This window comes from Mesorhizobium sp. M5C.F.Cr.IN.023.01.1.1, from assembly GCF_003997585.1.
GTDB classification, from domain to species: Bacteria; Pseudomonadota; Alphaproteobacteria; order Rhizobiales; family Rhizobiaceae; genus Mesorhizobium; species Mesorhizobium wenxiniae.
On the sequence record NZ_RZSU01000006.1, the window covers coordinates 100,187 to 124,878 of the forward strand.

Here is a 24,692-nt window from a genome sequence, read left to right on the forward strand (position 1 = left end):
CGCTACGCACTTTTGGGCGAAATGCTTTAAACAGTTCCAATCAGCATGAAGCGCGTATAATTTTTTGTCGGCAGTTCGCCGGAGAACCGCACCTCCCGTAGCGCCGCCATTGCTTCGAAGGCTGCAAGTGAAGCCACGCAGTTGATGTGGGTCGGCTCGCTGAAATAATCGTTCGATTGCAGCAGTACATTCGTGCCCCGCGGAAGCAGAGCAAGCCAGGCGCGCAGATCGGCTATGTGTTCGCAGCTCGTATTGACCATCAGGTCGGGCCGCACGGCCGCATAGTCGAGTGCGTACATATCTGCCGTCAGCGCCCGGAACCGGTCGCCGGCTTCCCGGTTGAGGGTCCGGGCGACCGGCGCGACTTCGGGATCGATGTCGATGCTATCGAGCGCCGCGATGTCGAAGCGGGCGTCGTTGAAAAGCATTGCCGGCAATACGCCGTACCATCCACCCAGAACCCATACGCGCCCGAACCGGCCGCCGCAGCTTTCGAACAGCCTGTCAAGCGCCCACATCTTGCAGGCGACCTGCTTGTGGTTGAAGGCGTTTGCGATATCGGCCTTCGGATGCTTGGTGATGACGCGCGCCAGCCCTGCCACGAGAGGGCAGTTGACATAGGCAGCAATTCCCCGCGTGAGGTCCAAGGCTTGCTCGTGCCAGCCCATGCCGGCATTGCGTGGTTGCGTGACATCCATCATATTTGTCTTGTATGTTGGGATTTCGGGCGACACAACGCAATCTTGCCTCCCACAAGGCTGTTTGATTCGCGGACGTGATTATGCAGCAAGCCGCTTCGCCATTGCCCGGTGCCGGAGAGAGCCTGTTGCATCTGTCCGGACCATCGGCGTCGATCCGCCAGCACCAGCGACGCAGCTGCGGCCTCGTGCTGCTCGGCTATTCGCAAAAACCCTACGGAAGCCGCGAACCGTTTGGCCAGCTGCTTTCTTCGCTGATCAACAATGCCCATGGCGTTGTCATCGACCATGCGCCGGAACTGGATCGCGCCGCCTCGCAGGTTCCTTCCATCGTTGAGCGCAGGACAATCTCCGTGCGCTGCAGCTTCGAGCTTGTCGTTGGCGACGAAGTAATTGCCGATACGCCATTCGCCAGCAGGTGCTTTTACATCCTGCATCCTTCCAACTGAAGGGTCCACAGCCGCATATGGAACCCAGCCTAGCCCGCTATATCTGGACGCACACCAAGAAGCAGCAGCTCTGGATATTGATGATCGTCGTGCTTTCGATGATCCCGTATTTCATGTCCTTCGACCTGCCGAAGCTGATCATCAACGGCCCGATCCAAGGTAGCGGCTTCGAGCAACCGGGCGCGACCCAGCCATTCATGAGGCTACACTATAACCTGCCGTTCATCGGAGAGGTCCAGTTCTTCTCCGGTTTTCAGCTCGACCGCAAGGCGACGCTGTTTGCCCTGAGCCTTGTGTTCCTCTTGCTAGTCGTCATCAACGGCCTGTTCAAACTCTACATCAACACCTACAAGGGCCGCCTCGGCGAACGCATGCTGCGGCGTCTCCGCTTCGATCTGGTCGATCGTGTGCTGCGGTTTCCACCGTTTTACTTCAAGCGAGTGAAATCCGCCGAAGTGGCGACCATGGTGAAGGACGAGGTGGAGCCGCTGGGCGGTTTCATCGGCGATGCCTTCGTGCAGCCGGTACTGCTCGGCGGCCAGGCGCTGACGGCCATGCTGTTCATCGTTGTCCAGAACTTCTGGCTCGGAATGATAGCGGTCGTGATCGTGGTGATCCAGATCGTGCTCATCCCGCGAATGCGGCGGCGGCTGATTGTGCTCGGGCGCGAACGGCAGTTGACGGCGCGCGCGCTTTCGGGCCGGGTTGGCGAAATCGTCGACGGGATCGGCGCGGTTCACGTCCACGACACATCAAACTACGAGCGAGCCGACATAGCTGCCCGGCTCGGGCAAATCTTCAAGATCCGCTTCGATCTTTACCAATGGAAATTCATGGTGAAGTTCCTCAATAATTTTCTCGCGCAGGTCACGCCCTTTCTGTTCTACATGATCGGCGGGTATCTGGTCATCCAGGGGCGGCTGGACGTCGGTCAGCTCGTGGCCGTGATCAGCGCCTACAAGGAGCTGCCCGGACCGATGAAAGAACTGATCGACTGGGATCAGGCGCGACAGGATATCCAGGTCAAATATCAGCAGGTCGTTGAACAATTCACCGTCGATGGTCTCATTGCGCCGAGAATCGGCGCATTGACGATCGACGATCCCGATCCGATGACCAAACCCCTGTCGGCGATCAGTCTGTCCATAGCAGACGATGGCGGTGGAATGGTCCTCGACCGTATCTCCCTCCAGGTCAAGCCGGGTGAGACGGTGGCGCTGGTCAGTACCGCAACAGGTGGAGCCGAGGCGCTTGCAGAAGCCTTCGCGCGGCTGAATCGGCCGGACAGCGGAAGGGTCGCTTCGGGCGCCGACGATCTGCTTGAACTCCCCGAAGCAGTGACCGGCCGGCGCATGTCCTATGCCTCGTCGGACGTTTTCCTGTTCCAGGCAAGCCTCCGCGATAACCTGCTCTACGGGTTGAAGCATGCGCCGCTGACATCGGTGCCTTATGACGGTGCTGCGGCAGACCAGCACCGCTGGAACATCCACGAGGCGCGCCGGTCGGGCAATCCGGACCTTGATATCCACAGCGACTGGATCAACTATGCTTCCGCCGGCGCTACCGGCCCGCACGACCTCTTTGAAGCCGTGCGCCGGGTGCTCGACGCGGTTGTTCTGTCGCGCGATATTCTGGATCTTGGCTTGCGCTCTTCGGCCGACCTGACGCGTCACACGGAGCTTGCCAGGCGGATCGTCGAACTGCGTGCGGCGCTGCGAACCCGGCTGGAACACGAAGGGCTGAGCGAACTGGTGGTTCCTTTCGAACCGGGCGCCTACAACAAGGAAGCAACGATCGGCCAAAACCTGCTCTTCGGCGCTGCCGCCGGGCCCGAACTGGCCGACAGGGCTCTGGCGGCCAATCCCTATTTTGCCTCTGTGCTGAGGCAAGCCGGCCTCGACCGCACGCTCTACGAAATGGGCATGGAGATCGCCGAACAGGCGATCGAGCTGTTTGCCGACCTGCCGCCCGATCACCAGTTCTTCCAGCAGCTCGCCTTCATGAGCGCCGAGGAGATACCCGCCTACGAAACCTTGCTGCAACGGCTCAAGAACCGTCCCCACGAGGCGGTTTCGGAGAGCGACCGCGCCATGATCGTCACCTTGAGCTTTGCCTATATCGAGCCCCGGCACCGCTTCGGCCTGCTAAGCGACGAGCTCATGAGCAAGATCGTCGCTGCACGCAACCTGTTCTATGAAAACCTGCCGCCCGAGCTGCAAAATGCGATCGAACGGTATGATCCTGCCAAATACATAGCCGCGGCCACCGTCATGGATAATGTCCTGTTCGGGCGTGTGGGCAACAACCATCCCGACGCGCCGGACCGCATACGCTCCATCGTCTATGACATTCTTGACGAACTTGGGCTTTATGCCGAACTTCTGGATGTCGGCCTGGACTTCAATGTCGGCTCCGGCGGCAGGCGGCTGACCGGTGGACAGCGACAGAAGCTCGATGTTGCCCGGGCCTTGCTCAAGCGTCCTGATTTTCTCATTCTCAACCGGCCGCTGTCGGCGCTCGACCAGCGCATGCAGGATAAGGTGCTGCGAAACGTGCTCGAGGATGCCAGGCGCGACGGCCATTCGCCGGCAATTGTGTGGGTCGTGACGAATCCGGCGATGGGGATGATGTTCGATCGCGTTATCGTCTTCGACTCGGGCAAATTGGTGGAAGACGGAACACCCGAGACACTTTTGGCAGGGAACGGTATATTCAAGGATCTGCTGTCATAGAGCAACGGACATTCAGATGGGATCATTCTGCCGGTGCGAATTTGATGCAAGATCAAGGCATTCGGCAAAGGGCGTAGCGGGACTGCATCCGCGCCGAAAACCGAAGGATTTGCCGCAAATTCACCCGGCTCTTCGGGTTCCGGCTGGCGAAGTCCATTTTTGTCAGGCGGCATCGCCCGATCGCCCGACATCGGGCTTGCCACCTTTCGCGTGGTTCGTCTCGCCATCCCGGAAACAGATTTGATTCCATCTGGGCGACCGTTGCTCTAGTCTGGCACACGCGAATTTTGGGAAGGTTTGCGACAATGCTGCTCAAGGACGAAGTTGGAATGCTGCAACGCGTTCCCTTGTTCTCTGCCATCGAGCCGACAAAGCTCAAGCTGCTTGCGTTCACATCCGATCGTGTGAGCTACAGCGCCGGCCAGATCCTTTTCCGGCAGGGCGACGAGGGAGACGCCGCCTATGTCATCCTTTCAGGCAGGGCGGATATCCTGGTCGATTCCGACAGCGGACCGATAAAAGTTGCCGAACTGGAGCCAAATTCGATAGTTGGCGAGATCGCCATATTGTGCAACAGCTCCCGCACGGCCACCGTCAGAGCGGCAAGTCCGCTGGAAGCGTTGAGAATCAGCAAGGATCATTTCCTGAGGCTTATGAAGGAGTTCCCGGAAATGACCATCGAGATATTGCGGGTTCTTGCCGATCGCCTAAGCCATACGACCGCGGATCTGATCGATGCACGAAGCGCCAAATAACGGATGACGTCCGCTCGATCCTCGCGCTCGTGATGGCACCGGCCTCTTGCTGAGAAGGTCACCCGGAGAAAACCTGTCTCGCCTAGCAGCAGTTGTTTGGCTACGATGGGCGACGGGGACTGCGAAGGGGTAGCATGGACGACGACGTTTTTCTGGTCAGATTTTGGGGCGTGCGCGGCAGCATTTCGGTATCGGGGCCAGAATTCTCTCGCTATGGCGGCAACACGATCTGCATTGAGATGCGATGCGGTAAGCATACGCTTCTATTCGACGCAGGCTCTGGCCTACGACCTGCCGGCGGGGCGCTTCAGGCTTTGGGCGTGACCGATTTCGACCTGCTTTTCACCCATTGCCATTACGATCACATCATCGGGTTGCCGTCTTTTGCGCCGATCTATGACCGGAGCGTTAAGGTTACGCTTTGGTCCGGGCATCTTGCAGGACACATGACGACCCGGCAGATGGTCGATAAGTTCATGCGGCCGCCGTGGTTTCCGATGAAGCTGGAGTTCTGCAAGGCAAGGCTCGACTATCGCGATTTCGTATCCGGGGACGTGCTTCGGCCGCGCGAAGGGGTGGTGGTCAAAACCGGCAGTCTTATCCATCCGGGCGGCTGCATAGGCTACCGGGTCGAATGGGGCGGCCGCGTCGTGGCGGTGATCACAGACACTGAGCACGAGCCGGACAAACTCGATCAGGCGGTGCTCGGCCTGATCGAAGATGCCGACCTCGTCATTTACGATTGCACCTACACCGAGGAGGAAATGGAACGCCGCCGCGGTTACGGGCACTCGACATGGCAACAGGGCGTCAAGCTCTGTGAGGCGGCCGGTGCGCGCGGGCTTGCGCTGTTTCACCACGATCCGACACGCACCGACGAGGAACTGGACGAGATCGAGAAACTGGCCAAAGACGGGTTTGCCGGCGCTTTTGCCGCGCGGGATGGCCAGACGCTCACATTTCCAGTCTCATTGCACAAAAAGCGCTGAGCTATTTTCCTCTACCGGCTGCGCCCGATCAGCGTGCTGATCGGAAGCCATGCGCAGGCTTCATTGTGTGCTGTGACTGTGAACAGCCGTTCGAGGAAAAGCCAGGCCGATTCATCATGTACGAGATGGTGGGTGAGCAGGCCGACCGGTTCGCCGCCGTCGAATGCACGCTGCAATTGCCCGATGATAGCCTGAACCAATAGGCCATGATCGCGGCAGCCGCGCGTGCCGTGCCAATCCATGATGTCGACATTGCTGTTGATGACCGCCAGTGAAGCCGGCTTCGGCGGCCCATAGACCGACAATGCCGCAAATCCTATCGATCCAAGGTCGGATACCAAGCCGGCGTCGATCCTGTTCCAGGGTGGCACCAACATCGGAACGGCACGTGCGCCGTGCAGGCCGGTTACGTGCGACAGCCCGCGAGCCAGATCATCGAGCACCACCTCGCGTGGCCGATGCGCGCCGAGCTCCTGCTTTTTCTGGTCCTCGGGCGCATGATTTCGGTGCGTCCAACCATGGATGGCGACCGTGGCATGCGGCGCCTCGTCAAGCCGGGCGACAAGCTTCTCACCAGTCAGGGCCGGAATGACGGCCAGAGTGACCGGAACCGCGAATTCACCGGTGAGGTCGAGCAGCCGATCAAGCGCCGGCGTCGGCTCCACGGCGTCATCGTCACGCAGCCAGAACTCTGCCTTACGGTCCGCCCGTTGCCGGCACGCCAGTTCTTCCACCAGGGGCTGCCAGATCTGATCGGATGTCATGAAACCGGGATCCTCGCAAGAAGTTCGGCCAGACGCGCCGCTGCAACACCGAGGGAGCGTTCTTCGAGGATGAAACGTCTGGCTTGCGCAGCCATGATGGTTCTTTCGTCGTTACGGGCCAGAAGCCTTTCAATGGCAGAAGCGAACGCCGCCACATCGCCCGCCGGGGTGAGAAACCCGGTCTGGCCATCCCGCACGACCTCCGGCACGCCGGCGATGTCCTGAGCCACCACCGGAAGACCGGCGGCCTGTGCTTCAAGATAGGCAACGCCATAGGCCTCGCCGTAACCCGGCCAGACGTAAATTCCCCCAGTGTAGAGGACATCCGGCACGGCGGCTGGCTCAATCGCGCCAAGCCATTCGATACGGTCGGCGGGCAAGCCGGCGAATTGCGCTTTGACCTCGTCATGGGCAGGCCCATCCCCGACCACCGACATGGTCCAGGGCAGGTGGCCGATCGGGCCGAGCGCCTGCGCCAGCATGCGATAGCTTTCGACTTTGTCGCCCGGGCGCATCATGGCGACGGTAACGAGGCGCGTCGGACAACCCCGTGCCGGCATTTCCCGGAATATCGATGTGTCGATGAAGGGCGAAAGCATACCGAGAGCGGCGTCGGGAATCGCGTCTGTCAGTCCCTGACGATCCCTTTGCGTGAAGCAGATGTTCAGCGCCGCCTGTTCGACGGCTCGCGCCACCAACGCTTGGGTATCGCCCCACAAACCGACGTTGCGCCGCCTCGAATAGGATGCTTCCGCTGTCACATAGGGGATAGCAAAGGCCGACGCCAGCTCGGGTCCGATCAGGTCGGGCGCCTTGTAATAGGGATGATAGGAGAACCAGAGATCGGGCTTGCCGTCACGATCCCAAAGCCTTGTCAGCCGCGCGGCTTCCTCTCGGGCCTCGATCTTGAGCGCAGCGAAACTTTTCGACTCCGGTTCGCGTAGATAGAAGCGCAATTCGGATACTAGTTCGACGCTATGCCCTCCATGCTCCAGCGCCTTGACCAGCATCCGTGCCATCTGGCGGTCGCCGGAGGCAACGGGATGATTGGGCGACTTCAGCGGCGCGTAGAAGGCAATTCGCATCGCCGGACCCTATCATCGGAATGCCTGTGCAAGTCAATTTCGAAGCATGATCGACTTCACCCTCAAGCAGTGGAATGTGCTATCTGATGCTCATGGAAACAGCTGCCGCGTCCGACCCGTTTGTCGCTTCCTTGCCGGTCTTCGCAAAGTTCGAAAGCGTTGCCGATATCGATAACTATCGGCCTCTCCCGGATGGCTGGGCGCTGGCCACAGCCGACATCGTCGGCTCGACCAAGGCGATCGGGGCTGGGCGCTATAAAACCGTCAATATGGCCGGCGCCAGCGTCATTTCGGCGCTGCTCAATGCGCTGGGTCGGCAAGATCTTCCCTTTGTCTTCGGCGGCGACGGCGCGCTCGTGGCGTTTCCCGGCTCGGCGCTGGAGATCACCCGCAACGCGCTGGCGGTTGTCCAGAGATGGGTGGCGGACGAACTGGACCTGACCTTGCGAGCCGCAATCGTGCCGATAAAGGATATAAGAGCGCAAGGCCTCGACGTTCGCGTGGCGAGGTTCCGGGCCTCCGAAGCGGTCTTCTATGCCATGTTTGCCGGCGGTGGCGGCAGTTGGGCGGAAGCCGAGATGAAAGCGGGGCGCTACCGCATCGATCCTGCGCCAGCCGGCGCGCGGCCGGATCTGACCGGCCTCTCCTGCCGCTGGGACCCGATCGAAGCCCGGCATGGCGAAATCGTCTCGATCATAGCCATACCGGGGGCGTCGCGCGACTTGCGCGGTTTTCAGTTTCTGGCTTCCGACATCATCGCCCTTGCCGGCAGGCAGGAACGCGATGGCCACCCGGTGCCGGTGAACGGGCCGGGCTTCAGTTTTCCGCCCGCCGGCCTCGATATCGAGGCGCGGGCCATGGCGCCGGCAGGATGGCGATGGCTGTCGAAGCTGTGGATATTGTTTCTGATGACGCTTACGGCTGTCACCGACAGGTATGGCTGGACGATCGGCAGTTTCGATCCGAAGGTCTATAAACGCGACGTGGCCAGCAATTCGGATTTCCGGAAGTTCGACGACGGCTTGAAGATGACCATCGACGTTGACGCGGATGTGTTGCAACGGATCGAGAACCGGCTGAAACAGGCGGAAGAGGCGGGCATCTGCAACTATGGCCTGCACCGCCAGAAATCGGCCTTGATGACATGCCTGGTCGCCTCGCCGCTGCAGCGCGACCACGTTCATTTCATCGATGGCGCCGCCGGCGGCTATGCGATGGCCGCCGCAAGCCTGAAGGCGAAGGTGCCGGTCTGACGACGGCTTGCGGAAATCGATTTTCCGCAATATGCCTCGGGGTTCTTGGGGAACCAGGTGAGCCTCGCCATGGGAGCGGACGGCCTGTCCGAATTGACGGAAAGCAGATTTTTGGACGCCTCACGATCGACATATGACCGTCTTCTGAACCGGATTTCGACGCGCGCCGCGCAAGTCGGCGTGATTGGACTGGGCTATGTCGGGTTGCCGCTGGCGGTTGCGATCGCACGCGCCGGCTTCCCGGTTTCCGGCTTCGACATCGAAGCCCAGAAGGTCGAGAACCTGAACAACGGCCAATCCTACATTGAGGCGGTGGCATCGACAGCCCTTGCCGGCCAGGTGGCGAACGGACGGTTCCGCGCCACTGCGGATTTTGCCGAACTGGCCGTCTGCGACGTCATCATCATCTGCGTTCCGACACCGCTGACGAAAAACCGTGAGCCGGACCTCTCCTTTGTCAGGAACACGGCAGGCACCATCGCGAAGCATCTGCGTCTCGGCCAACTGATCGTGCTGGAATCGACCACCTATCCCGGCACCACCGACGACGTGATCAAGCCCATACTGGAAGAAACCGGCTTGCAGTCGAAGATAGACTTCTTCCTCGGCTTCTCGCCCGAACGCGAGGATCCGGGCAATCGTAGCTTTGAAGTCGCGACGATCCCCAAGATCGTGGCAGGCGACGGCATTGAAGCGGCGACGCTCGTGCAGGCTTTCTACCAGGGCGTGGTCAAGACCGTCGTTCCGGTTTCCACCACGGCGACCGCCGAGGCGGTCAAGCTGACGGAAAACATCTTCCGCTCGGTCAACATAGCCCTGGTCAACGAGTTGAAGGTCGTGCTCGGTGCGATGGGCATCGACATCTGGGAGGTGATCGAGGCGGCAAAGAGCAAGCCCTTCGGCTACATGCCTTTCTATCCTGGCCCCGGACTTGGCGGGCACTGCGTTCCGATCGATCCCTTCTACTTGACGTGGAAAGCGCGCGAATACGAACTGCCGACCCGCTTCATCGAACTGGCGGCAGAGATCAACACGGCCATGCCGCGTCATGTGGTCGATGAACTGGCGAAGGCGCTGGACCGGCGCTGCGGCAAGGCGCTCAGCCGCTCGCGCATTCTCATCATCGGGCTCGCCTATAAGAAGAATGTGCCCGACATCCGCGAAAGCCCCTCATTGCGGCTCATTGAACTCATCGAGGAATGGGGCGGCAAGGCGGAATTCCACGATCCGCATGTTACCGAGATCCCGACCACACGGGAGCATATGGCGATCAAGGGGCGGCGCTCGGTCGAATTGACCGAGGCGGCCTTGAAGGATTTCGACGCTGTCGTCATTGCAACCGACCACGACGCGATCGACTATCAGGCGATCGCTGATCACGCTCTTCTGATCGTCGACACACGCAATGTTTTTGGCCGCCTCGGGCTAGCCCGAGAGACTGTGGTGAAGGCCTGACGGCGTCTGAGCCGGCGAATTTTTTACCTGATGGCAGGATCATGATTGCACTCCGCCGGCAGCCTCGCCACATAATGCCCCTTCGACGGCTTTTGCCGGCATTATTGACTTCGAGGGTCTTATCTTCGGGTCGCTAGAAAGGAGAATGGCTCGTCTTCGACGGGTCTCAAGATAGCATGAGCACAGCGCAAGCAGAAATTTCCACCATTCTCATGGATAAGGTTGCCGATTGGCTGACCCAGTCGGCGCTGGCGGGCGACGACCTGGAAACATTGGTAAAGGGCTTTTGTGAACGGCTGGCTGCTGCCGGCCTGCCGCTGAAGCGGGTGCATTTGAGCTTTTCGATGCTTCATCCGCTTTATGACGCGCTTGGCTTCACCTGGCTTCGCGGCCAGGGCATGGAAGTGGAAGGCTTCCGCAAAAAGGACGGCGTTCATTCTGACAGATTCCTGACCAGCCCATACTACCATCTGCTCAGCCACAAGCTCGACCATCTTAGGCGCCGGCTCGACCCGTCGGTGCCGTCGGAATTTCCTATTTTCGATGAACTCAGGCTTATGGGCGTGACCGATTACATGGCTTTCGTCCATCCCTTCAACGGCAATACCAGTCAGGGCATGATCGGGTCCTGGTCCACCGACAGCGCTTCAGGCTTCAGCGACAGCATGATTTCAGCGCTGCTGCGCATCCAGAACCATCTCGCTATCGCAACTAAGATGGCGGTGCTCACCAAGCTGGCCGACAACATGATGACCACTTATCTCGGCGGCGACGCCGGCAGGCGCGTGCTGGACGGCCAGATCAAGCGCGGCGAGGGCGATACAATCCGGGCCGCACTGGTCATGGCCGATATGCGCGGGTCGACAAGGCTTGCCGAAACTGCCGGCCGCGAAATCTACATCGATACGCTGAACCAGTTTTTCGATGCCATTGCTGCACCTTTCAATCGCAGAGGCGGGCAGATCATGAGTTTCATAGGTGATGGCTTTATTGCCGTCTTCCCTTGCGAAAGGCACCGTGCGCAGTCCGAGACCGCCTGCCAGGCTGCTCTTGCGGCAACGCACAAGGCCACCGCTCGCATGATGGATCTCAATCTGCGCAGAAAGGAGCAGGGATTGGGCGACATAAAATTTGGCATCGGCCTGCATGTCGGCAATGTGATGTTCGGCAATGTCGGACTTACCGACCGGCTAACATTCTCTGTCTTCGGCTCGGCTGTAAACGAGGTCCAGCGCCTCCAGACCCTGACCAAGAAATATCCGCACAGCATTCTCGCCAGTAAGGACTTCGCCGGCTATTGCGGCGCCAACAGCTGGCTGACGCTCGGCAAGGAGGGACTGGCGGGTATCAAACAGAAGCTGACGGTGCTTTCACCCGATCTGTCGGGTGCTCTCGCACTCGATGAGGACGGCACGCTGGAGCCGATTTACGACCGAATGTCCGACGCCGAGCAGGTCATGCTGCTTCATCGCGATGCAGCGCGGCTGTCGGTGGGCGCCCCGAGGAAGCTCCAGTAACCGCCCCGATCTGATCCGAACGCCTTTGGCATGCAGTCCGGTCGCAGTTCCGCCAGGGAACTGGCGATTGTTTCGAATCCAAGTTGCTCTAGGCTGGCAATGCGCTAGTCTCGCCTTATGGACCTGCCAGAGTGGGGCTGGTGTGAGAATGAAGTCGGGCGTTGATCTGCTGCGGATCGAGGACGTTGGCATCTCTTTTGCCATTATCGGGGGGCCGTTGCATGCCGTCAGGCGTGCAAATCTTCGCGTCCTCCCCGGCAAGGTTACCGCGCTTGTGGGCGAGTCCGGTTCCGGAAAATCGGTTATCAGCCAGGCAGTGATGGGCATTTTGCCGCACACAGCCCATGTTCGCGGCCGTATCCTGTTTTCCGATCCTGAAAAGCCCGGCACGACGCAGGATATCCTGCAGATGCCGCGTGACGGACCCGATATCCGGGCGTTGAGAGGCAGCCGCATCGGCAAGATCTTTCAGGAGCCGATGACATCGCTGTCGCCGCTGCATACGATCGGCAACCAGGTCAGCGAATCACTGCAGATTCATACGCCCATGGATCGAGCAGAGCGCAAGGCGCGGACCGAGGAAATGCTCGGCCTTGTCGGTTTTCCCAATCCCAAGCGCGCCTATGACATGTATCCCTTTGAACTTTCGGGAGGATTGCGTCAACGCGCCATGATCGCGATGGCGCTTATCTGCCGGCCCGCCTTGTTGATCGCCGACGAGCCGACGACGGCGCTGGACGTCACCATCCAGGCGCAAATCCTGCAATTGCTGCGCGGCCTTCAGACCAAGCTGAACATGGCGATGCTGCTGATCACGCACGACCTCGGCGTGGTCGCCAATGTCGCCGACGAGGTGGTGGTCATCTACCATGGCGAGATCATGGAAGCGGGACCTGTCGAGGCGATATTCCGCCGGCCAGGTCACCCTTACCTGAAGGGCCTGATGGCAGCCGTTCCGCATTTCGATCTGAAGCCTGGCGAAAGGCTAAAAGCGCTCCGCGAGGTGCCGGTGAATGTCGAGAACCTGCTCGGCAAGCAGACGGCGCCGGCGTCGAACGGGCCGGACGACGTCCTGCTGTCGGTCAGGGATCTCAAAAAGACCTTCACCACGCGCAAGTCCGAATGGTTCGGAGCGGGTCATCAAACTTCTGTTCGCGCCGTGGACAGCGTGAGCTTCGATATCAGGCGGGGTGAGTGCCTGGGTCTGGTCGGCGAAAGCGGCTCCGGCAAAACCACCGTCAGCAAGATCCTCATGCGGGCTGTCACCCCTAGCGGCGGCTCTGTGATCTTCAACGGCCGCGACGGACCGATCGACGTCTTGGAAGCCGAGGGTGACGCCCTGCGCATGCTGCGCGCGAAAATCCAGATGGTCTTCCAGGATCCGGTTTCGTCGCTTTCACCTCGCATGACGGTGGAGAACATCTTGAGCGAGCCGCTGGAAATCCATCAACGCGGCAATGCCGCGTCCCGACTCGCCACGGTCAAGAGCCTGATGCAGGCAATCGGGCTCGATCCGCGCTTCATCAAGCGTTATCCGCACAGTTTCTCCGGCGGGCAGCGTCAGCGTATCGGCATCGCGCGCGCGTTGGCGCTGGGGCCTGAACTCCTGATCTGCGACGAGCCGGTTTCGGCACTCGATGTCTCTGTCCAGGCGCAGATCCTGAACCTTCTGAAGGACCTGCAGAAGGAACTGGGCCTGACCTACCTGTTCATATCCCACAATCTGGCGGTGGTGGACTACATGGCAGACCGCATCGCGGTGATGTGCGGCGGGCGTATCGTCGAGCTCGCGCCGCGCGAAATCCTGCTTAGGAAACCGGTCCACCCCTACACCCGCTCACTGGTTGCCGCAGTACCTTTCCCCGATCTCGACAGGCCGATGGATTTCAAGACGCTTAAGCTCAGCGGCGCTTCCGACACCAGCGCGTGGGGACCGCAATTCCGCGACGAGGGCGACGAGGATATGCTGTTGCCCCTCGATCTTGGCGGCGGCCACCTCGTGCTGGCCCGACGTTCGGCCGATGTCAGCGAGCTACGCCATTGATCAGCCGGCGCACCGTCCTTGGACTTATGGCTTCGGCATTTCTGCCGGGCACGTCGCGCGCCGGCGATCTGGAGCCGGAATTTCTTCAGCCACAGCTGAAGGCCAAGGCGCTGCCGGCACTCGCCGAACGCCTGCCCAAGAGCCCGCGCGCGTTGAACCTCGCCGCGATGGGCCGGCAGCCCGGCCAGTATGGCGGCACCCTGCGCACGATCATCGGCAGCCAGAAAGATATCCGGATGATGACGATCTACGGGTATGCTCGCCTGGTCGGGTATGACGAAAAGCTTAACTTGCAACCCGACATCCTCGAAAGTTTCGACGTAGCGGATGATCGCGTCTTCACTTTCAAGATTCGGGAAGGGCATAAATGGTCTGACGGTAGCCTGCTGACGCCGGAGGATTTCCGCTATTGCTGGGAAGATGTCTGGCTGAACGATGAGCTCTCGCAAGGCGGGCTTGCCCCGGCCCTGCTGGCGGACGGCAAGCCGCCACGCTTCGAGATCGTCGATCCGTCGACGGTCCGCTATAGTTGGGATGCGCCCAATCCCGACTTCCTGCCCAAGCTTGCTGCTGCTTCGCCGCTATCGCTTGTTCTGCCGGCCGCCTATCTCAAGCAGTTCCACAAGAAATACCAGGATCCATTCCGGCTCGCCGGCCTAATGAAGGAGAACCGGGCCAAGAAATGGACGCTCCTGCATATCCGCATGTCGCGGCAGTATCGCCCGGAGAACCCGGAACTGCCGACGCTCGATCCCTGGCAGAACCGGACCAAGCCGCCGGCCGAGCAATTCGTCTTCGAGCGCAACCCGTTCTTTCATCGAATAGACGAGAATGGCCGGCAACTGCCCTATGTTGACCGGATCGTCATGAATGTCAGCTCGTCGGCGATCATCTCCGCCAAGACCGGTGCGGGCGAGAGCGACCTGCAAGCCATGGGAATTGACTTCAGCGATTACTCCTTCCTGAAGGACGCGGAGAAGCGCTACCCGGTGAAGATGCATCTCTGGAAACGCATACAGGGTTCGCGGCTGGCGCTGCTGCCCAATCTGAATTGTGCCGACCAGACGTGGCGTGGCCTTTTGCGTGACGTGCGCGTGCGCCGCGCACTTTCGCTCGCTGTGGACAGGCGCGAGATCAATATGGCCGTGTTCTACGGACTGGCGCAGGAAAGTGCCGATACGGTCCTGCCGGAGAGCCCGCTCTACCGGCCGGAATTCGCCAAAGCCTGGGTCGCCCATGATCCCGACCAGGCCAATGCCCTGCTCGACGAGGTCGGGCTTCAGACGCGTGACGATGACGGCCTGCGGATACTTCCCGATGGACGCCAGGCGCAGATCATAGTGGAAACGGCCGGCGAAAGCACGCTGGAAACCGACGCGCTCGAACTCATCGCCGATCACTGGCGCAAGATCGGGATCGCCCTGTTCATCCGGACTTCGCAGCGCGACGTCTTCCGCAGCCGCGCGCTTGGCGGCCAGATCATGATGTCGATGTGGTCGGGCATCGACAATGGCGTGCCGACCGCCGACATGAACCCGAACCAGCTGGCTCCCACCATCGACGACCAGCTGCAATGGCCGCTCTGGGGTGCTCACTACTTGTCTCATGGCAAGCTCGGTGAGGCGCCCGATCTTCCGCCTGTGGTCGAGTTGATGGCTTTACTCAAGCGCTGGAACGCATCGACCGAAGCCACGGAGCGCGCCGAAATCTGGAATTCGATGCTGTCGATCTACACCGATCAGGTGTTTTCGATCGGCACCGTGAACGGAACGCATCAGCCGATTCTGGCATCCTCGCGGCTGCGCAATCTGCCTGACAAGGCGCTCTACGGCTACGACCCGACCGCCTATTTCGGTGTCTACATGCCGGATACATTCTGGCTTGGAGAGTCCTGAGCGTGCTTCGATATATTGTCTGGCGCATCGCCGTGATGGTTCCAACGCTGCTGGTCATATCGGCACTGGTGTTCACGATCATCGAACTTCCCCCAGGCGACTATTTCGACAGCTATGTTGCCGAGCTTCGGGCACAGGGCGAAGCGGTGGATTCCGATCGCATCGAGATGATGCGCAAGGACTATGGTTTCGACCAGCCGCCGATCATTCGCTACTTCTACTGGGTCGGCGGCATGCTGCGCGGCGATTTCGGCTATTCCTTCGAATATGAGCTGCCGGTTCGCGACGTCGTCGGGGACCGAATGTGGCTGACCGTGCTGGTTTCGTTCGTCACGATCATCTTCACCTGGCTCATCGCCTTTCCGATCGGCATGTACTCCGCCACGCATCAATACAGCTGGGGCGACTACGGCCTGACTTTCTTCGGTCTTCTCGGCATTGCCATTCCGAACTTCATGCTGGCGCTGATCCTGATGTATTTCGCCAACATCTGGTTCGGCACATCCATCGGCCATCTCATGGACCAGCAATATCTCGGCGAGCCGATGAGCTGGGCCAAGGCGAAGTCGATCCTCGCCCATCTCTGGATTCCGGTCTTGATCATCGGCACCGGGGGCACGGCAAGCATGATCAGGCGGCTGCGCGCCAATCTTCTCGACGAGCTACACAAGCAATATGTCGTGACCGCGCGCGCCAAAGGACTTCATCCGTTCAAGGCGCTGGTCAAATATCCGCTGCGCATGGCGCTCAATTTCTTCATTTCCGATATCGGCTCTATCCTGCCGGCCATCATTTCCGGCGCCGAAATCACGGCGATCGTGCTGTCTTTGGAAACGACCGGGCCGATGCTGATCAAGGCGCTGCAAAGCCAGGACATGTATCTGGCAGGGTCGTTCCTGATGTTTCTCGCCTTCCTGACGGTCATCGGTGTCCTGATTTCCGACCTGGCGCTGGCGCTGCTTGATCCACGAATTCGTTTGCAGGGCGGCAGCACCAAATGAAAACGCTTTCGCCGCTGCCCGCTCCAGGTGCTCCACTGCAACACTACGTTTCCATCGCGCCCATTGACCTGCAGTCGGTCGAGGCGATGACGCCGGAGCAGTCGAAGGTCTTTCAGGCGTCGCAGCTGCGGCTGATGTGGTGGAAATTCCGAAAGCACCGGCTTGCCGTTGTATCCGGCATATTCCTGGCAACGCTTTATTTCGGGATACTGATCTGCGAGTTCCTGGCGCCCTACGATCTGCACACACGCAACATGGACTACATCTATTCGCCGCCGCAGCGGGTGCACCTGTTCCACAACGGCCAGTTCGTTGGGCCGTTCGTCTATGGCCGCCAGATGACGCTGGATATGGACACGCTCAAGCGGAACTACATCGAGAAACAGGATGATGTTCAGCGGATCCGTTTCTTCTGCAAGGGCGACAGTTACCGGTTCTGGGGCCTGATCGAAGGTGACAGGCATTTTGTCTGCCCTGCCGAAAACGGCCAGCTCTTTCTGGCCGGCACTGACAGGCTGGGGCGCGATGTGCTCTCGCGCATCATATATGGCGCACGCATTTCACTGACAATCGGCCTCGTCGGCATCAGTTTCAGCTTCCTGCTCGGCATTGTGATCGGCGGACTGGCCGGCTATCACGGCGGTATCTTCGACCTGATCGTTCAACGGATAATCGAAGTTCTGCAATCGATCCCCAGCATTCCGCTATGGCTGGCTCTGGCGGCGATCATGCCGATAACCTGGAGTCCGATCCTGATCTATTTCGGCATCACCGTCATTCTCGGGCTGCTCGACTGGACCGGACTGGCGCGGGCCGTGCGTTCAAAGCTTCTAGCCTTGCGCGAGGAGGATTACGTTCTAGCCGCGCAATTGATGGGTGCCAAAAGCAGCCGCATTATCGGGCGGCATCTCATTCCCGGCTTCATGTCGCATCTGATCGCGACGGCGACGATCTCCATACCCGGCATGATCCTGGGCGAGACGGCGCTGAGCTTCCTCGGGCTCGGCCTGAGGGCGCCGATAACCAGCTGGGGCATCCTGCTCACCGAGGCGCGCAGCGTCAGCGTCATCGCGTTCTATCCATGGCTGCTTTTGCCGATGCTCCCCGTCGTTCTCGTCATCTTGGCGTTCAACTTCCTCGGCGACGGCCTGCGGGACGCCGCAGACCCCTACAAGTGAGATCGCGCGCCGGGCCGCCAATTCCACCCGGTATGATCCTTGTCGGGAGCCTGTTCGGTTATTGCAGTGTTCGTCGTTCGCTTCTATATGTGGCGAGACGCGATCGGGGTTTAAAACGTCGCCCTCGGGCTTCACCCGTGAACCGTTCTGGAGGGGGGCATTGCCGATCTCTTGAGATGGTTTCAGGACACACCAACGCATATGACTCGCCTCGAGAATTTCATCAGCAGGATGACCGCACAGCGCGACATCCTCGATCAAGTTTGCCCCGAGGTGGCGAAGATGGAAGGGCTGGTGCTCGAGCTCGGCCTCGGCAATGGCCGGACGTTCCACCATCTGCGCGAGCGCCTGCCCGGACGCCGGATCGTGGTGTTCGACCGCGAACTTGGCGCACACGCCAGCTCAATTCCCGAACCTGAAAACCTCGTGCTCGGCGAAATACGCGAGACGGCGAGCAGGTTCATTGGCATCGACGCGGCTCTTGTTCATGCCGACATCGGCACCGGCTATGACGATCGCGATGCAGTGACCTCTACCTGGCTTCCCGATCTGATCGCGCGCCTGCTTCGCGTGGGTGGCATAGCGGTCAGCGGCACGCCGCTCGATCACCCGCTGTTGCAACCCCTCCCGCCACCGCCTTCGGTGCCCCCCGATCGGTATTTTGTCTGCAGGCGCGTGTGAGGGGCCGAGACGACCCAAATCGTCGGGGGCCAAATCTTCAGGGGATCGTATACACTGCTATCTCCCGCTCAATGCCGCGCAGCGAGACCTCGTGGGGCACGGGCGTCAGCGCGTTCCTGTGCAACAGATCGGCGGTGAGATTGTCGTCGACCACCGCACGAGTGGCGAAGATCGCCTGTGCGTTCGCAAGGTTCTGGACCCGCGAAGCAATGTTGACCGTCTGGCCGAAATAGTCCTGCCGCTCGTTCATGGACACCGCGATGCAGGGGCCGGCATGGACTCCGATCTTGAGCAGCAGATCCTCGCGCCCGCTCTTGTCGTTGAGCGCACGCATGGCATCGCGCATCCTGAGGGCCGCAGCAATCGCACGATCAGGTGTCGCGAAGGTCGCCATCACCGCATCACCGATCGTCTTCACCACCGCGCCTGCCTCCGCCGCGACGATCTCGTGCAGAACCTGGAAATGGACGCGCACGAGATCGAAGGCTGAAAGGTCGCCCACCCGCTCGTAAAGCTCGGTCGATCCGCGAAGGTCGGTGAACAGGAAGGTCAGGCTGGTGATCTTCAGGCGCTGGTTGATGTCGAGTGTATCCGTGCGATAGAGATCGCGGAACGTCTGGTTGGTGAGCAGGCGCTTGGCCGTCAGGAAGGGCCGGCGTTTGCCCAGGAAATCATGCAATGCCTGGCCGGCGATGAAGACCGTCGGCAGCACGCGGGTGTCGGTCCTGTTTTCCAGCGAAATGCGCAACGGGCCGGGTTGCATCTCCAGCGTCTGGTTCTGGACATGGTCGCGGTCGAAGACCAAAGAGAGGCTTCGGCGCTCTTTTGTTGGTTCGCCCTTCCCGTCGATGAACTGCACTGAATGGGTGACCGGCTCGAAGACGATGACGAATTCGGACGGAAGCTGTATGGGCAGAACCGCCTTTTCACCGGGGGCAAGCTCGATATCCTCCAGCGAGAACGCTTCTATCTTTTTCGCGAAATCCTCTTCCGGCAGATCGACGCCGGACCCCCAGTAGATCTGGCGGAAATATTCCATCAACGGCAGTTCGTGTGGATTGTGGGCGGCAATCCTGCGCACGCGGGGACTGACGGTGAATGTCACCTCGACCATCTCGTCGAGGGTCGGCGAATAGCCCTCGGAGCACAGCGCGCAGGTGTATTCGTCCTTCTGCAGGGTTTTCAGCGTGGCGTTGGTGTCGAGCACGCCGCCACAGCCGGGGCACAGAACATTCCAGGAAATGTCGAAGATACCCACCCGTGCCGCATGGAGAAAGGCGCTTATGGCGCGTTCCTCATCGAGGCCATGCTTGCTGGCGAAGGCTGGCGCATTGATGCGGCAAAGTTCGCGGTCCTTGCCCTCCGCGATGGTTCGCCTGATCGCGTCGATTGCCTGTGGATCGACATCGGTCGATTGCCGCAGAAGCGAGAACAGATCCTGAGATTCGTTCATCGTGCAGGCTCCGGAAAATGCGCCCCCGAGGCGTCTTGGCCGGACCGGTCTTTGGTCCGAGTGCTCCATCTTACTTCGAAACGGACCGTACGGCCATTCGAATGGCCAAGCCCTGGTGACAGTTCAATGTCAATTCGGCGGATTTTCACCGGCCGCAAGCGGCACTATGATGGTCCATGGGGCCATTCATCGTTGGGGCTTTCTCCCATGCCGACATCCGACAACCCGCCATTTCCCGCGGCCCTGCGCCTTTTCTCTGTGGTGGTCATCCTCGTCCTGATCATAGGCGCCGGCCTGTTTTTCGCGCCTGTGCTGGTCAAGCCGCGCTGGCCTTGGGCCGTCACGCCGTTCAATGCCCGCTTCCTCGGCGGCTTCTACACCGCCGAAATGGTCGTCATGGCGGCGCTGCTGGTCTGGAATCGCCGGTCGCCCGGCAGGCTCGTGCTCGTCATGGCCTTCATCTTCACCGTCATCGTGTCGGTGGCTTCGTTCATCAATCTCGGCTATTTCAACTTCGAGCGCAAAGCGCCCTGGCTCTGGTTTTTGGTCTATCTTGCTTCGGTAGCGGTATCCGGGCTGTTCCTGTGGCGGGCCAGGGCCCGTCCTTCTGCAAAAGGTGTGACCTTGAATCCGGCATGGCGAGGCTACATGCCGGTGGAATCGGCGATCCTTGGGCTCTATGGCGTCGGCCTGTTGCTGTTTCCCCTGACATTCGGCAGCATCTGGCCATGGCCGATCGATGCCTTCCACGCTCAGGTCTACAGCGCCATCTTCCTCGCCGGTGCGGGCGGCATATATCTCGTCTGGAGAAGCGCGCCGCGCGAGGAACTGCTGGTGCTCGGCTTGGCGCAGTTCCTGATTGGCCTGCTTGCCATCCTTGGCATCGTCATCACCGACGCTGCGGTGCACCGGATCGACTGGACGGCGACCGTGACATTGTGCTGGCTCACCCTTTTCGGCTGGATCGGCATCAGCGGCGTCTTCAAACTCATCGCCGCCTCCCGGTATTTTAGCTCGCAATCGGCATCATAGGTTGCAGAGAAGGCTGGATTTTCAGGTCACGTCCGGTGCATCGTGCCGGGCCGACTGCCATCGCCGGAAACGCCATGACCAGCACGACCTCGCCATCCTCCAAGAAAATCCAGCCGCAGCTCCGGTCCGTCCGGCCAAGCGATGCGGAGGCGCTTTGCGCTATCTTCAACATGCCGGGCTTCCGCTGGGGCACGCTGAGAATGCCCTTCGAGCGGGTGGAGCAGGTGGAGCGGCGCATCGCCAAGTCCGGCCAGGAAACCACGTGGATTGTTGCCGAGCTGGACGGCAAGGTCGTCGGCCATGGCAGCCTGGTCGTGCAGGGTTCGCCGCGCCGTTCGCATATCGGCGAGATCAATATCGGCCTTGACGATGCCTTTGTCGGCCAGGGTATCGGCTCTGCCATACTTGGCGCGCTGCTTGACGTGGCCGACAACTGGCGCGCCCTGAAGCGGGTCGAATTGACCGTCTATGCCGACAACGAACCGGCCATTCGTCTCTACACAAGCCACGGCTTCGAGGTCGAAGGTCGGCATGTGAAGGCCGGTTTTACCGACGGGCAGTACCGCGACCTCCTAAGCATGGCCCGGCTGCGGTTCTGAGATCCGCTGTTTGGCCTTAACTGTCTAGCCAATCTAACAATTCGTGCCGAGTCGGCGAACAGATGAGTACTCATGGAGAACTCTGCAGGATGCGGTCAATTTCGTCTCACGCCACTTTGATCGAGTTGACGATCTATGTGTGGGCCGGCCGCATCCAGCAAGTCTGGTCTCCCTTGGCGTTTGCACCGCAGGCCGCTAGACGGGACCAATGACCGCCGTAGTTGACCCAACCCCTACGCCTCCGGTGGAAATTCTGGCTGTGCTGTCGCTGCTCTGCCCGGAAGTCGTGCGTGACATCGAGCAGAACTGGAATGCACCGGTTTCCGATTATGCCCGCCATCTGTGGCGACCTGTGGCAAGGCCTGCATCGGGCCCGGCGATCGCTGCCCGCTCGATCCTGCGCGAAGTCCTGCATCAGCGCCTTGGTGCGATCATGCAGCCTGAAGAGATCGGCAAGGCCCTCGACGAGTTCGAGCACAGACCGGTGATTCAGTCTGGCCTGCACTGCCTGCTTCTGATGGACCGGATCACCTTCGACGCCCTCCTGCTTGCCTGGCTCGGGGCGGTCGAAAACGGGCTGTCGGCCTTCTTCGGCTTCATGGGATCGACGATGACCATGGAGACAATAGGCCGGGAGGGGCCGGGATGGCTCGATGTCGGCGACGACAAGATCAACCTGTTTGGCATGGGGCGCCACAAACTGTGCCGCAAGAGCGCCTGCGTGGCCGGTCCCGTCACCCTCAACAAGCGCGCGCTCGAAGCGGTGGGCGACGAAACGGATGCCAGCCGCTGGCTGGGCACACTGCTTTCCAGCCAGGACAAGGTTTTTGGAACCGCCGCCGATGCGCTGACAGCCCTCAACGAGGATCTGGTCGCCGATTGGGATCGTTCCGGTAGGGCCCAGCCGGTTTTCATCGATGATCGGCTCGCCGCGGCTGCTATGGCTCGGCATCTAGAATATGACAGCAGCCTTCTTTCCAGGCTGCTCTTTGAGCCCGCAAGGCGCCAGCGTCTCGAACGTGCCTTGCAAGAGACAGCATCGAGCCCATTTGGCAGATTCCTGCCGAATTCCACGGCCTATTTCTGGGGCATCCGCGAGGAGCGCGTGCGCAAGCTCGTCCTCGAGGACGGGCACCTGATCGAGCCTAACAGGCCACATGGTCTTTCCATCCCGTTCGAGCGGCCGCATCTCAAGCAGGCGCTGCTGGACGGCGTACTGCTGCCGAATTTGTTCCTGATGTTCCTCGTTCTTGCCATATTGCCGCGCGTGCGGGTTGTGGGCGGCCTGAGACAGATTGGCTATGTAGCGCTTTTCCACTCGATCCTGCTGGCTGTGCTAGACGAAAACGCGCCGGAAGAGCGCGATCTGGCTGCGGAGCTGCAGGTTCGGGAAAATGCCTGGGGCATGCGGGTCATCGATGAAAAGATCTCGGTCCGCGAGCAGCTTGCCGGCCTGCCGGAAGGGGCGCTCTTCCCGGACCTGCTCCGGCAATACCGTTTGCGGACATTTGCCGAGACGACCGACGACCTGAAACTGGTTCGCGAAAACGCCCGATGGCGCAAGATCGGCCAGGCAGAGGTCAAGGCGACCTGAGCCTCACTTCGGGCCTTATTTCCGGTTGATTTTCTAGAGCGGTTCACGTTTCACGGAACGCAGAACCGCTCTATCTCTTTGTTTTGACGCAATTCCTGACGGAAAATAGGTGCGCACTTTTCCTGGAATTGCTCTAGTGCACAACCGCAAGTGACGGCGATCTATCGGTGAGCCTTTGGCGTCTGATCCGGCCGCATATGCCTCACCTGTCATTGCACGACACCGGCCTTGCGGAGCCCATCCACCACGTGTTCGAAATCGGCAGGGTTCTTGTAGGGCAAGACTTTGCGACGGTACTCCAGCGAATAGTCGGGATTGACGCGAAGCACCTCCTGCCATGCCGCGCGGGCCTCGGCGAAACGGCCCAGATGGCCGTAGCTCGCGGCCAGAAGCGCGCGCGAGACGTCGGTGACAGCGTTGCGAGCCAGCCGTTGCATCAAGAGGTCAACGGCCTCTTCGTACCTTCCTAGTTGAAACGAGGCCAACGCCTGGAAGTGCAGAAGCACATCCGGAAAGTATGGATTCAAGGTCTTCCCCCGGCCGAAACTCTCGAGGGCCTCCTCGGATCTGCCCGAATAGTACAGCGCCTCGCCGAGGGCGACGTGCCCTTCGGCGAAGTTCGGATTGAGGACTATCGCGCGCTCGGCCTCGTTGATGGCGCTGTCGTGACTTCGTGAGTACAGCTTGGCTATGCCCAGCGCCCAGTGCGCCCAGGGATCGCTGCCATCCAGCGTTACCGCTCGCGTTGCGGCCTCTTCCGCTTGCGCCATCGATTCCGGCGGCGACGCACTCCACCTGTTCAGGTAATCGAGTCCGTGCGTGAGGGCGAGGAAAGCGTGGGCAGAGGCAAACATCGGGTCCAGTTCGATGGCACGTTGCAAGAGCTCGCGGGCTGCGATGTTCGTCTCCTTCGTCAGCCGGTGCCACAGCTCCCGGCCCCGCAGGAAACAGTCATATGCCTCCGTGTTGCGCGGGTGCTCGGGCGCCAGCCGCTGACGATCACCCTCAGTCAGATTGAGCGCCAGCGCATCGACGATCTGCTGCGTCACGTCGTCCTGCACGGCGAATATGTCGGTCAGGTCGCGATCGAACCGCTCCGCCCAAAGATGGCCGCCCGAGGTTGCATCGATGAGCTGCGCGGTGATGCGTACCCGGTTCCCCGACTTGCGTACGCTGCCCTCAAGTACATGCCGCACGCCGAGCTTCGTGCCCACCTCCTGCACATGGACGTTCTGCCCTTGAAAGTGAACGACGAATTGCGTGCTATGACGAAGAGCTGCGACAGTTTGGAAAGCGCCGCGATGATATCTTCAGAGATGCCGTCGGCGAAGTAGTCCTGTTCGGCGTCACCGCTCATGTTGGCGAACGGCAAGACGGCGATCGACAGCTTTGGCGGCGCTGCCGTCGCCGGCCGGCTCGTCGCGGTTTCCGTTGTCGCGGCCGCCTTGGTCCCGGCGCTGCCGACTTGCAGGGAATAGACCCGGATCGGCTCGGCGATGTTCTTGAGCTGTGTGCTGC

The 24,692-nt window shown here is 60.5% G+C and carries 19 protein-coding genes and 1 pseudogene; 14 read left to right on the forward strand and 6 right to left on the reverse strand.

Annotation, left to right across the window (positions count from 1 at the left end):
• Nucleotides 1–26: 26 nt before the first annotated feature.
• The gene (locus EOA78_RS04515) at nt 27–698 is read right to left on the reverse strand and encodes a class I SAM-dependent methyltransferase (protein ID WP_127314077.1); all 672 of its coding nucleotides are present in this window, start codon (nt 696–698) and stop codon (nt 27–29) included.
• Nucleotides 698–1,135, reverse strand: coding sequence for a hypothetical protein (locus tag EOA78_RS35850; RefSeq protein WP_164783637.1), 438 nt, complete (start codon nt 1,133–1,135; stop codon nt 698–700). Before EOA78_RS35850 ends, EOA78_RS04515 begins: the two co-directional genes overlap by 1 nt.
• 29 nt (nt 1,136–1,164) lie before the next feature.
• On the opposite strand from EOA78_RS35850, the gene EOA78_RS04525 reads away from it, so the two are divergent.
• From EOA78_RS04525 to EOA78_RS04535, 3 genes are all read left to right on the forward strand, one after another.
• Nucleotides 1,165–3,879 carry an ABC transporter ATP-binding protein gene (locus tag EOA78_RS04525; RefSeq protein ID WP_127314057.1) on the forward strand — a complete coding sequence of 905 codons (2,715 nt, stop codon included), beginning with the start codon at nt 1,165–1,167 and terminating at the stop codon, nt 3,877–3,879.
• A 305-nt stretch (nt 3,880–4,184) separates the two neighbouring features.
• Nucleotides 4,185–4,634: a cyclic nucleotide-binding domain-containing protein gene (locus EOA78_RS04530; protein ID WP_029349567.1), complete on the forward strand. Its 450-nt coding sequence runs from the start codon at nt 4,185–4,187 to the stop codon at nt 4,632–4,634.
• A 134-nt stretch (nt 4,635–4,768) separates the two neighbouring features.
• Nucleotides 4,769–5,623 (forward strand): MBL fold metallo-hydrolase, encoded by an 855-nt coding sequence (locus EOA78_RS04535; RefSeq protein ID WP_127314058.1) that lies wholly within the window; start codon nt 4,769–4,771, stop codon nt 5,621–5,623.
• A gap of 11 nt (nt 5,624–5,634) precedes the next feature.
• Here EOA78_RS04535 and EOA78_RS04540 read toward each other — a convergent pair whose 3' ends face one another.
• Nucleotides 5,635–6,387, reverse strand: coding sequence for a polysaccharide deacetylase family protein (locus EOA78_RS04540; protein WP_127314059.1), 753 nt, complete (start codon nt 6,385–6,387; stop codon nt 5,635–5,637).
• Nucleotides 6,384–7,472 carry a glycosyltransferase family 4 protein gene (locus EOA78_RS04545; protein WP_127314060.1) on the reverse strand — a complete coding sequence of 363 codons (1,089 nt, stop codon included), beginning with the start codon at nt 7,470–7,472 and terminating at the stop codon, nt 6,384–6,386. Before EOA78_RS04545 ends, EOA78_RS04540 begins: the two co-directional genes overlap by 4 nt.
• A gap of 92 nt (nt 7,473–7,564) precedes the next feature.
• Between EOA78_RS04545 and EOA78_RS04550 the strand changes: the two genes are divergently transcribed.
• From EOA78_RS04550 to EOA78_RS04585, 8 genes are all read left to right on the forward strand, one after another.
• Nucleotides 7,565–8,725, forward strand: a complete 1,161-nt coding sequence (locus tag EOA78_RS04550) for a DUF3095 domain-containing protein (protein ID WP_095520167.1) — start codon at nt 7,565–7,567, stop codon at nt 8,723–8,725.
• A 111-nt stretch (nt 8,726–8,836) separates the two neighbouring features.
• Nucleotides 8,837–10,180, forward strand: coding sequence for a nucleotide sugar dehydrogenase (locus EOA78_RS04555; protein WP_127314061.1), 1,344 nt, complete (start codon nt 8,837–8,839; stop codon nt 10,178–10,180).
• A gap of 176 nt (nt 10,181–10,356) precedes the next feature.
• Complete coding sequence (locus tag EOA78_RS04560) at nt 10,357–11,697, forward strand: adenylate/guanylate cyclase domain-containing protein (protein ID WP_127314062.1); 1,341 nt, start codon at nt 10,357–10,359, stop codon at nt 11,695–11,697.
• 148 nt (nt 11,698–11,845) lie between these two features.
• Nucleotides 11,846–13,741 (forward strand): ABC transporter ATP-binding protein, encoded by a 1,896-nt coding sequence (locus tag EOA78_RS04565; RefSeq protein WP_127314063.1) that lies wholly within the window; start codon nt 11,846–11,848, stop codon nt 13,739–13,741.
• Complete coding sequence (locus tag EOA78_RS04570; RefSeq protein ID WP_127314064.1) at nt 13,738–15,636, forward strand: ABC transporter substrate-binding protein; 1,899 nt, start codon at nt 13,738–13,740, stop codon at nt 15,634–15,636. Before EOA78_RS04565 ends, EOA78_RS04570 begins: the two co-directional genes overlap by 4 nt.
• Before the next feature lie 2 nt (nt 15,637–15,638).
• Entirely contained in the window at nt 15,639–16,637 is a 999-nt protein-coding gene (locus EOA78_RS04575; RefSeq protein WP_127314065.1) for an ABC transporter permease, read from the forward strand.
• A complete protein-coding gene (locus EOA78_RS04580) occupies nt 16,634–17,815 on the forward strand; it encodes an ABC transporter permease (RefSeq protein WP_127314066.1) in 1,182 nt (393 codons plus the stop codon). The genes EOA78_RS04575 and EOA78_RS04580 overlap by 4 nt, the downstream gene beginning before the upstream one ends.
• Before the next feature lie 201 nt (nt 17,816–18,016).
• Complete coding sequence (locus EOA78_RS04585) at nt 18,017–18,496, forward strand: class I SAM-dependent methyltransferase (protein WP_127314067.1); 480 nt, start codon at nt 18,017–18,019, stop codon at nt 18,494–18,496.
• 37 nt (nt 18,497–18,533) lie between these two features.
• Here EOA78_RS04585 and EOA78_RS04590 read toward each other — a convergent pair whose 3' ends face one another.
• Nucleotides 18,534–19,949 carry an adenylate/guanylate cyclase domain-containing protein gene (locus EOA78_RS04590; RefSeq protein WP_127314068.1) on the reverse strand — a complete coding sequence of 472 codons (1,416 nt, stop codon included), beginning with the start codon at nt 19,947–19,949 and terminating at the stop codon, nt 18,534–18,536.
• A gap of 207 nt (nt 19,950–20,156) precedes the next feature.
• On the opposite strand from EOA78_RS04590, the gene EOA78_RS04595 reads away from it, so the two are divergent.
• From EOA78_RS04595 to EOA78_RS04605, 3 genes are all read left to right on the forward strand, one after another.
• Nucleotides 20,157–20,981 carry a hypothetical protein gene (locus EOA78_RS04595; RefSeq protein WP_127314069.1) on the forward strand — a complete coding sequence of 275 codons (825 nt, stop codon included), beginning with the start codon at nt 20,157–20,159 and terminating at the stop codon, nt 20,979–20,981.
• 74 nt (nt 20,982–21,055) lie between these two features.
• Nucleotides 21,056–21,580 (forward strand): GNAT family N-acetyltransferase, encoded by a 525-nt coding sequence (locus EOA78_RS04600; RefSeq protein WP_127314070.1) that lies wholly within the window; start codon nt 21,056–21,058, stop codon nt 21,578–21,580.
• Nucleotides 21,581–21,788: 208 nt separating this feature from the next.
• Nucleotides 21,789–23,174, forward strand: coding sequence for a hypothetical protein (locus tag EOA78_RS04605; RefSeq protein WP_127314071.1), 1,386 nt, complete (start codon nt 21,789–21,791; stop codon nt 23,172–23,174).
• A 209-nt stretch (nt 23,175–23,383) separates the two neighbouring features.
• On the opposite strand, the pseudogene EOA78_RS04610 reads toward EOA78_RS04605, so the two are convergent.
• Nucleotides 23,384–24,692 (reverse strand): annotated as a pseudogene (locus EOA78_RS04610) (tetratricopeptide repeat protein); the annotation flags it as partial.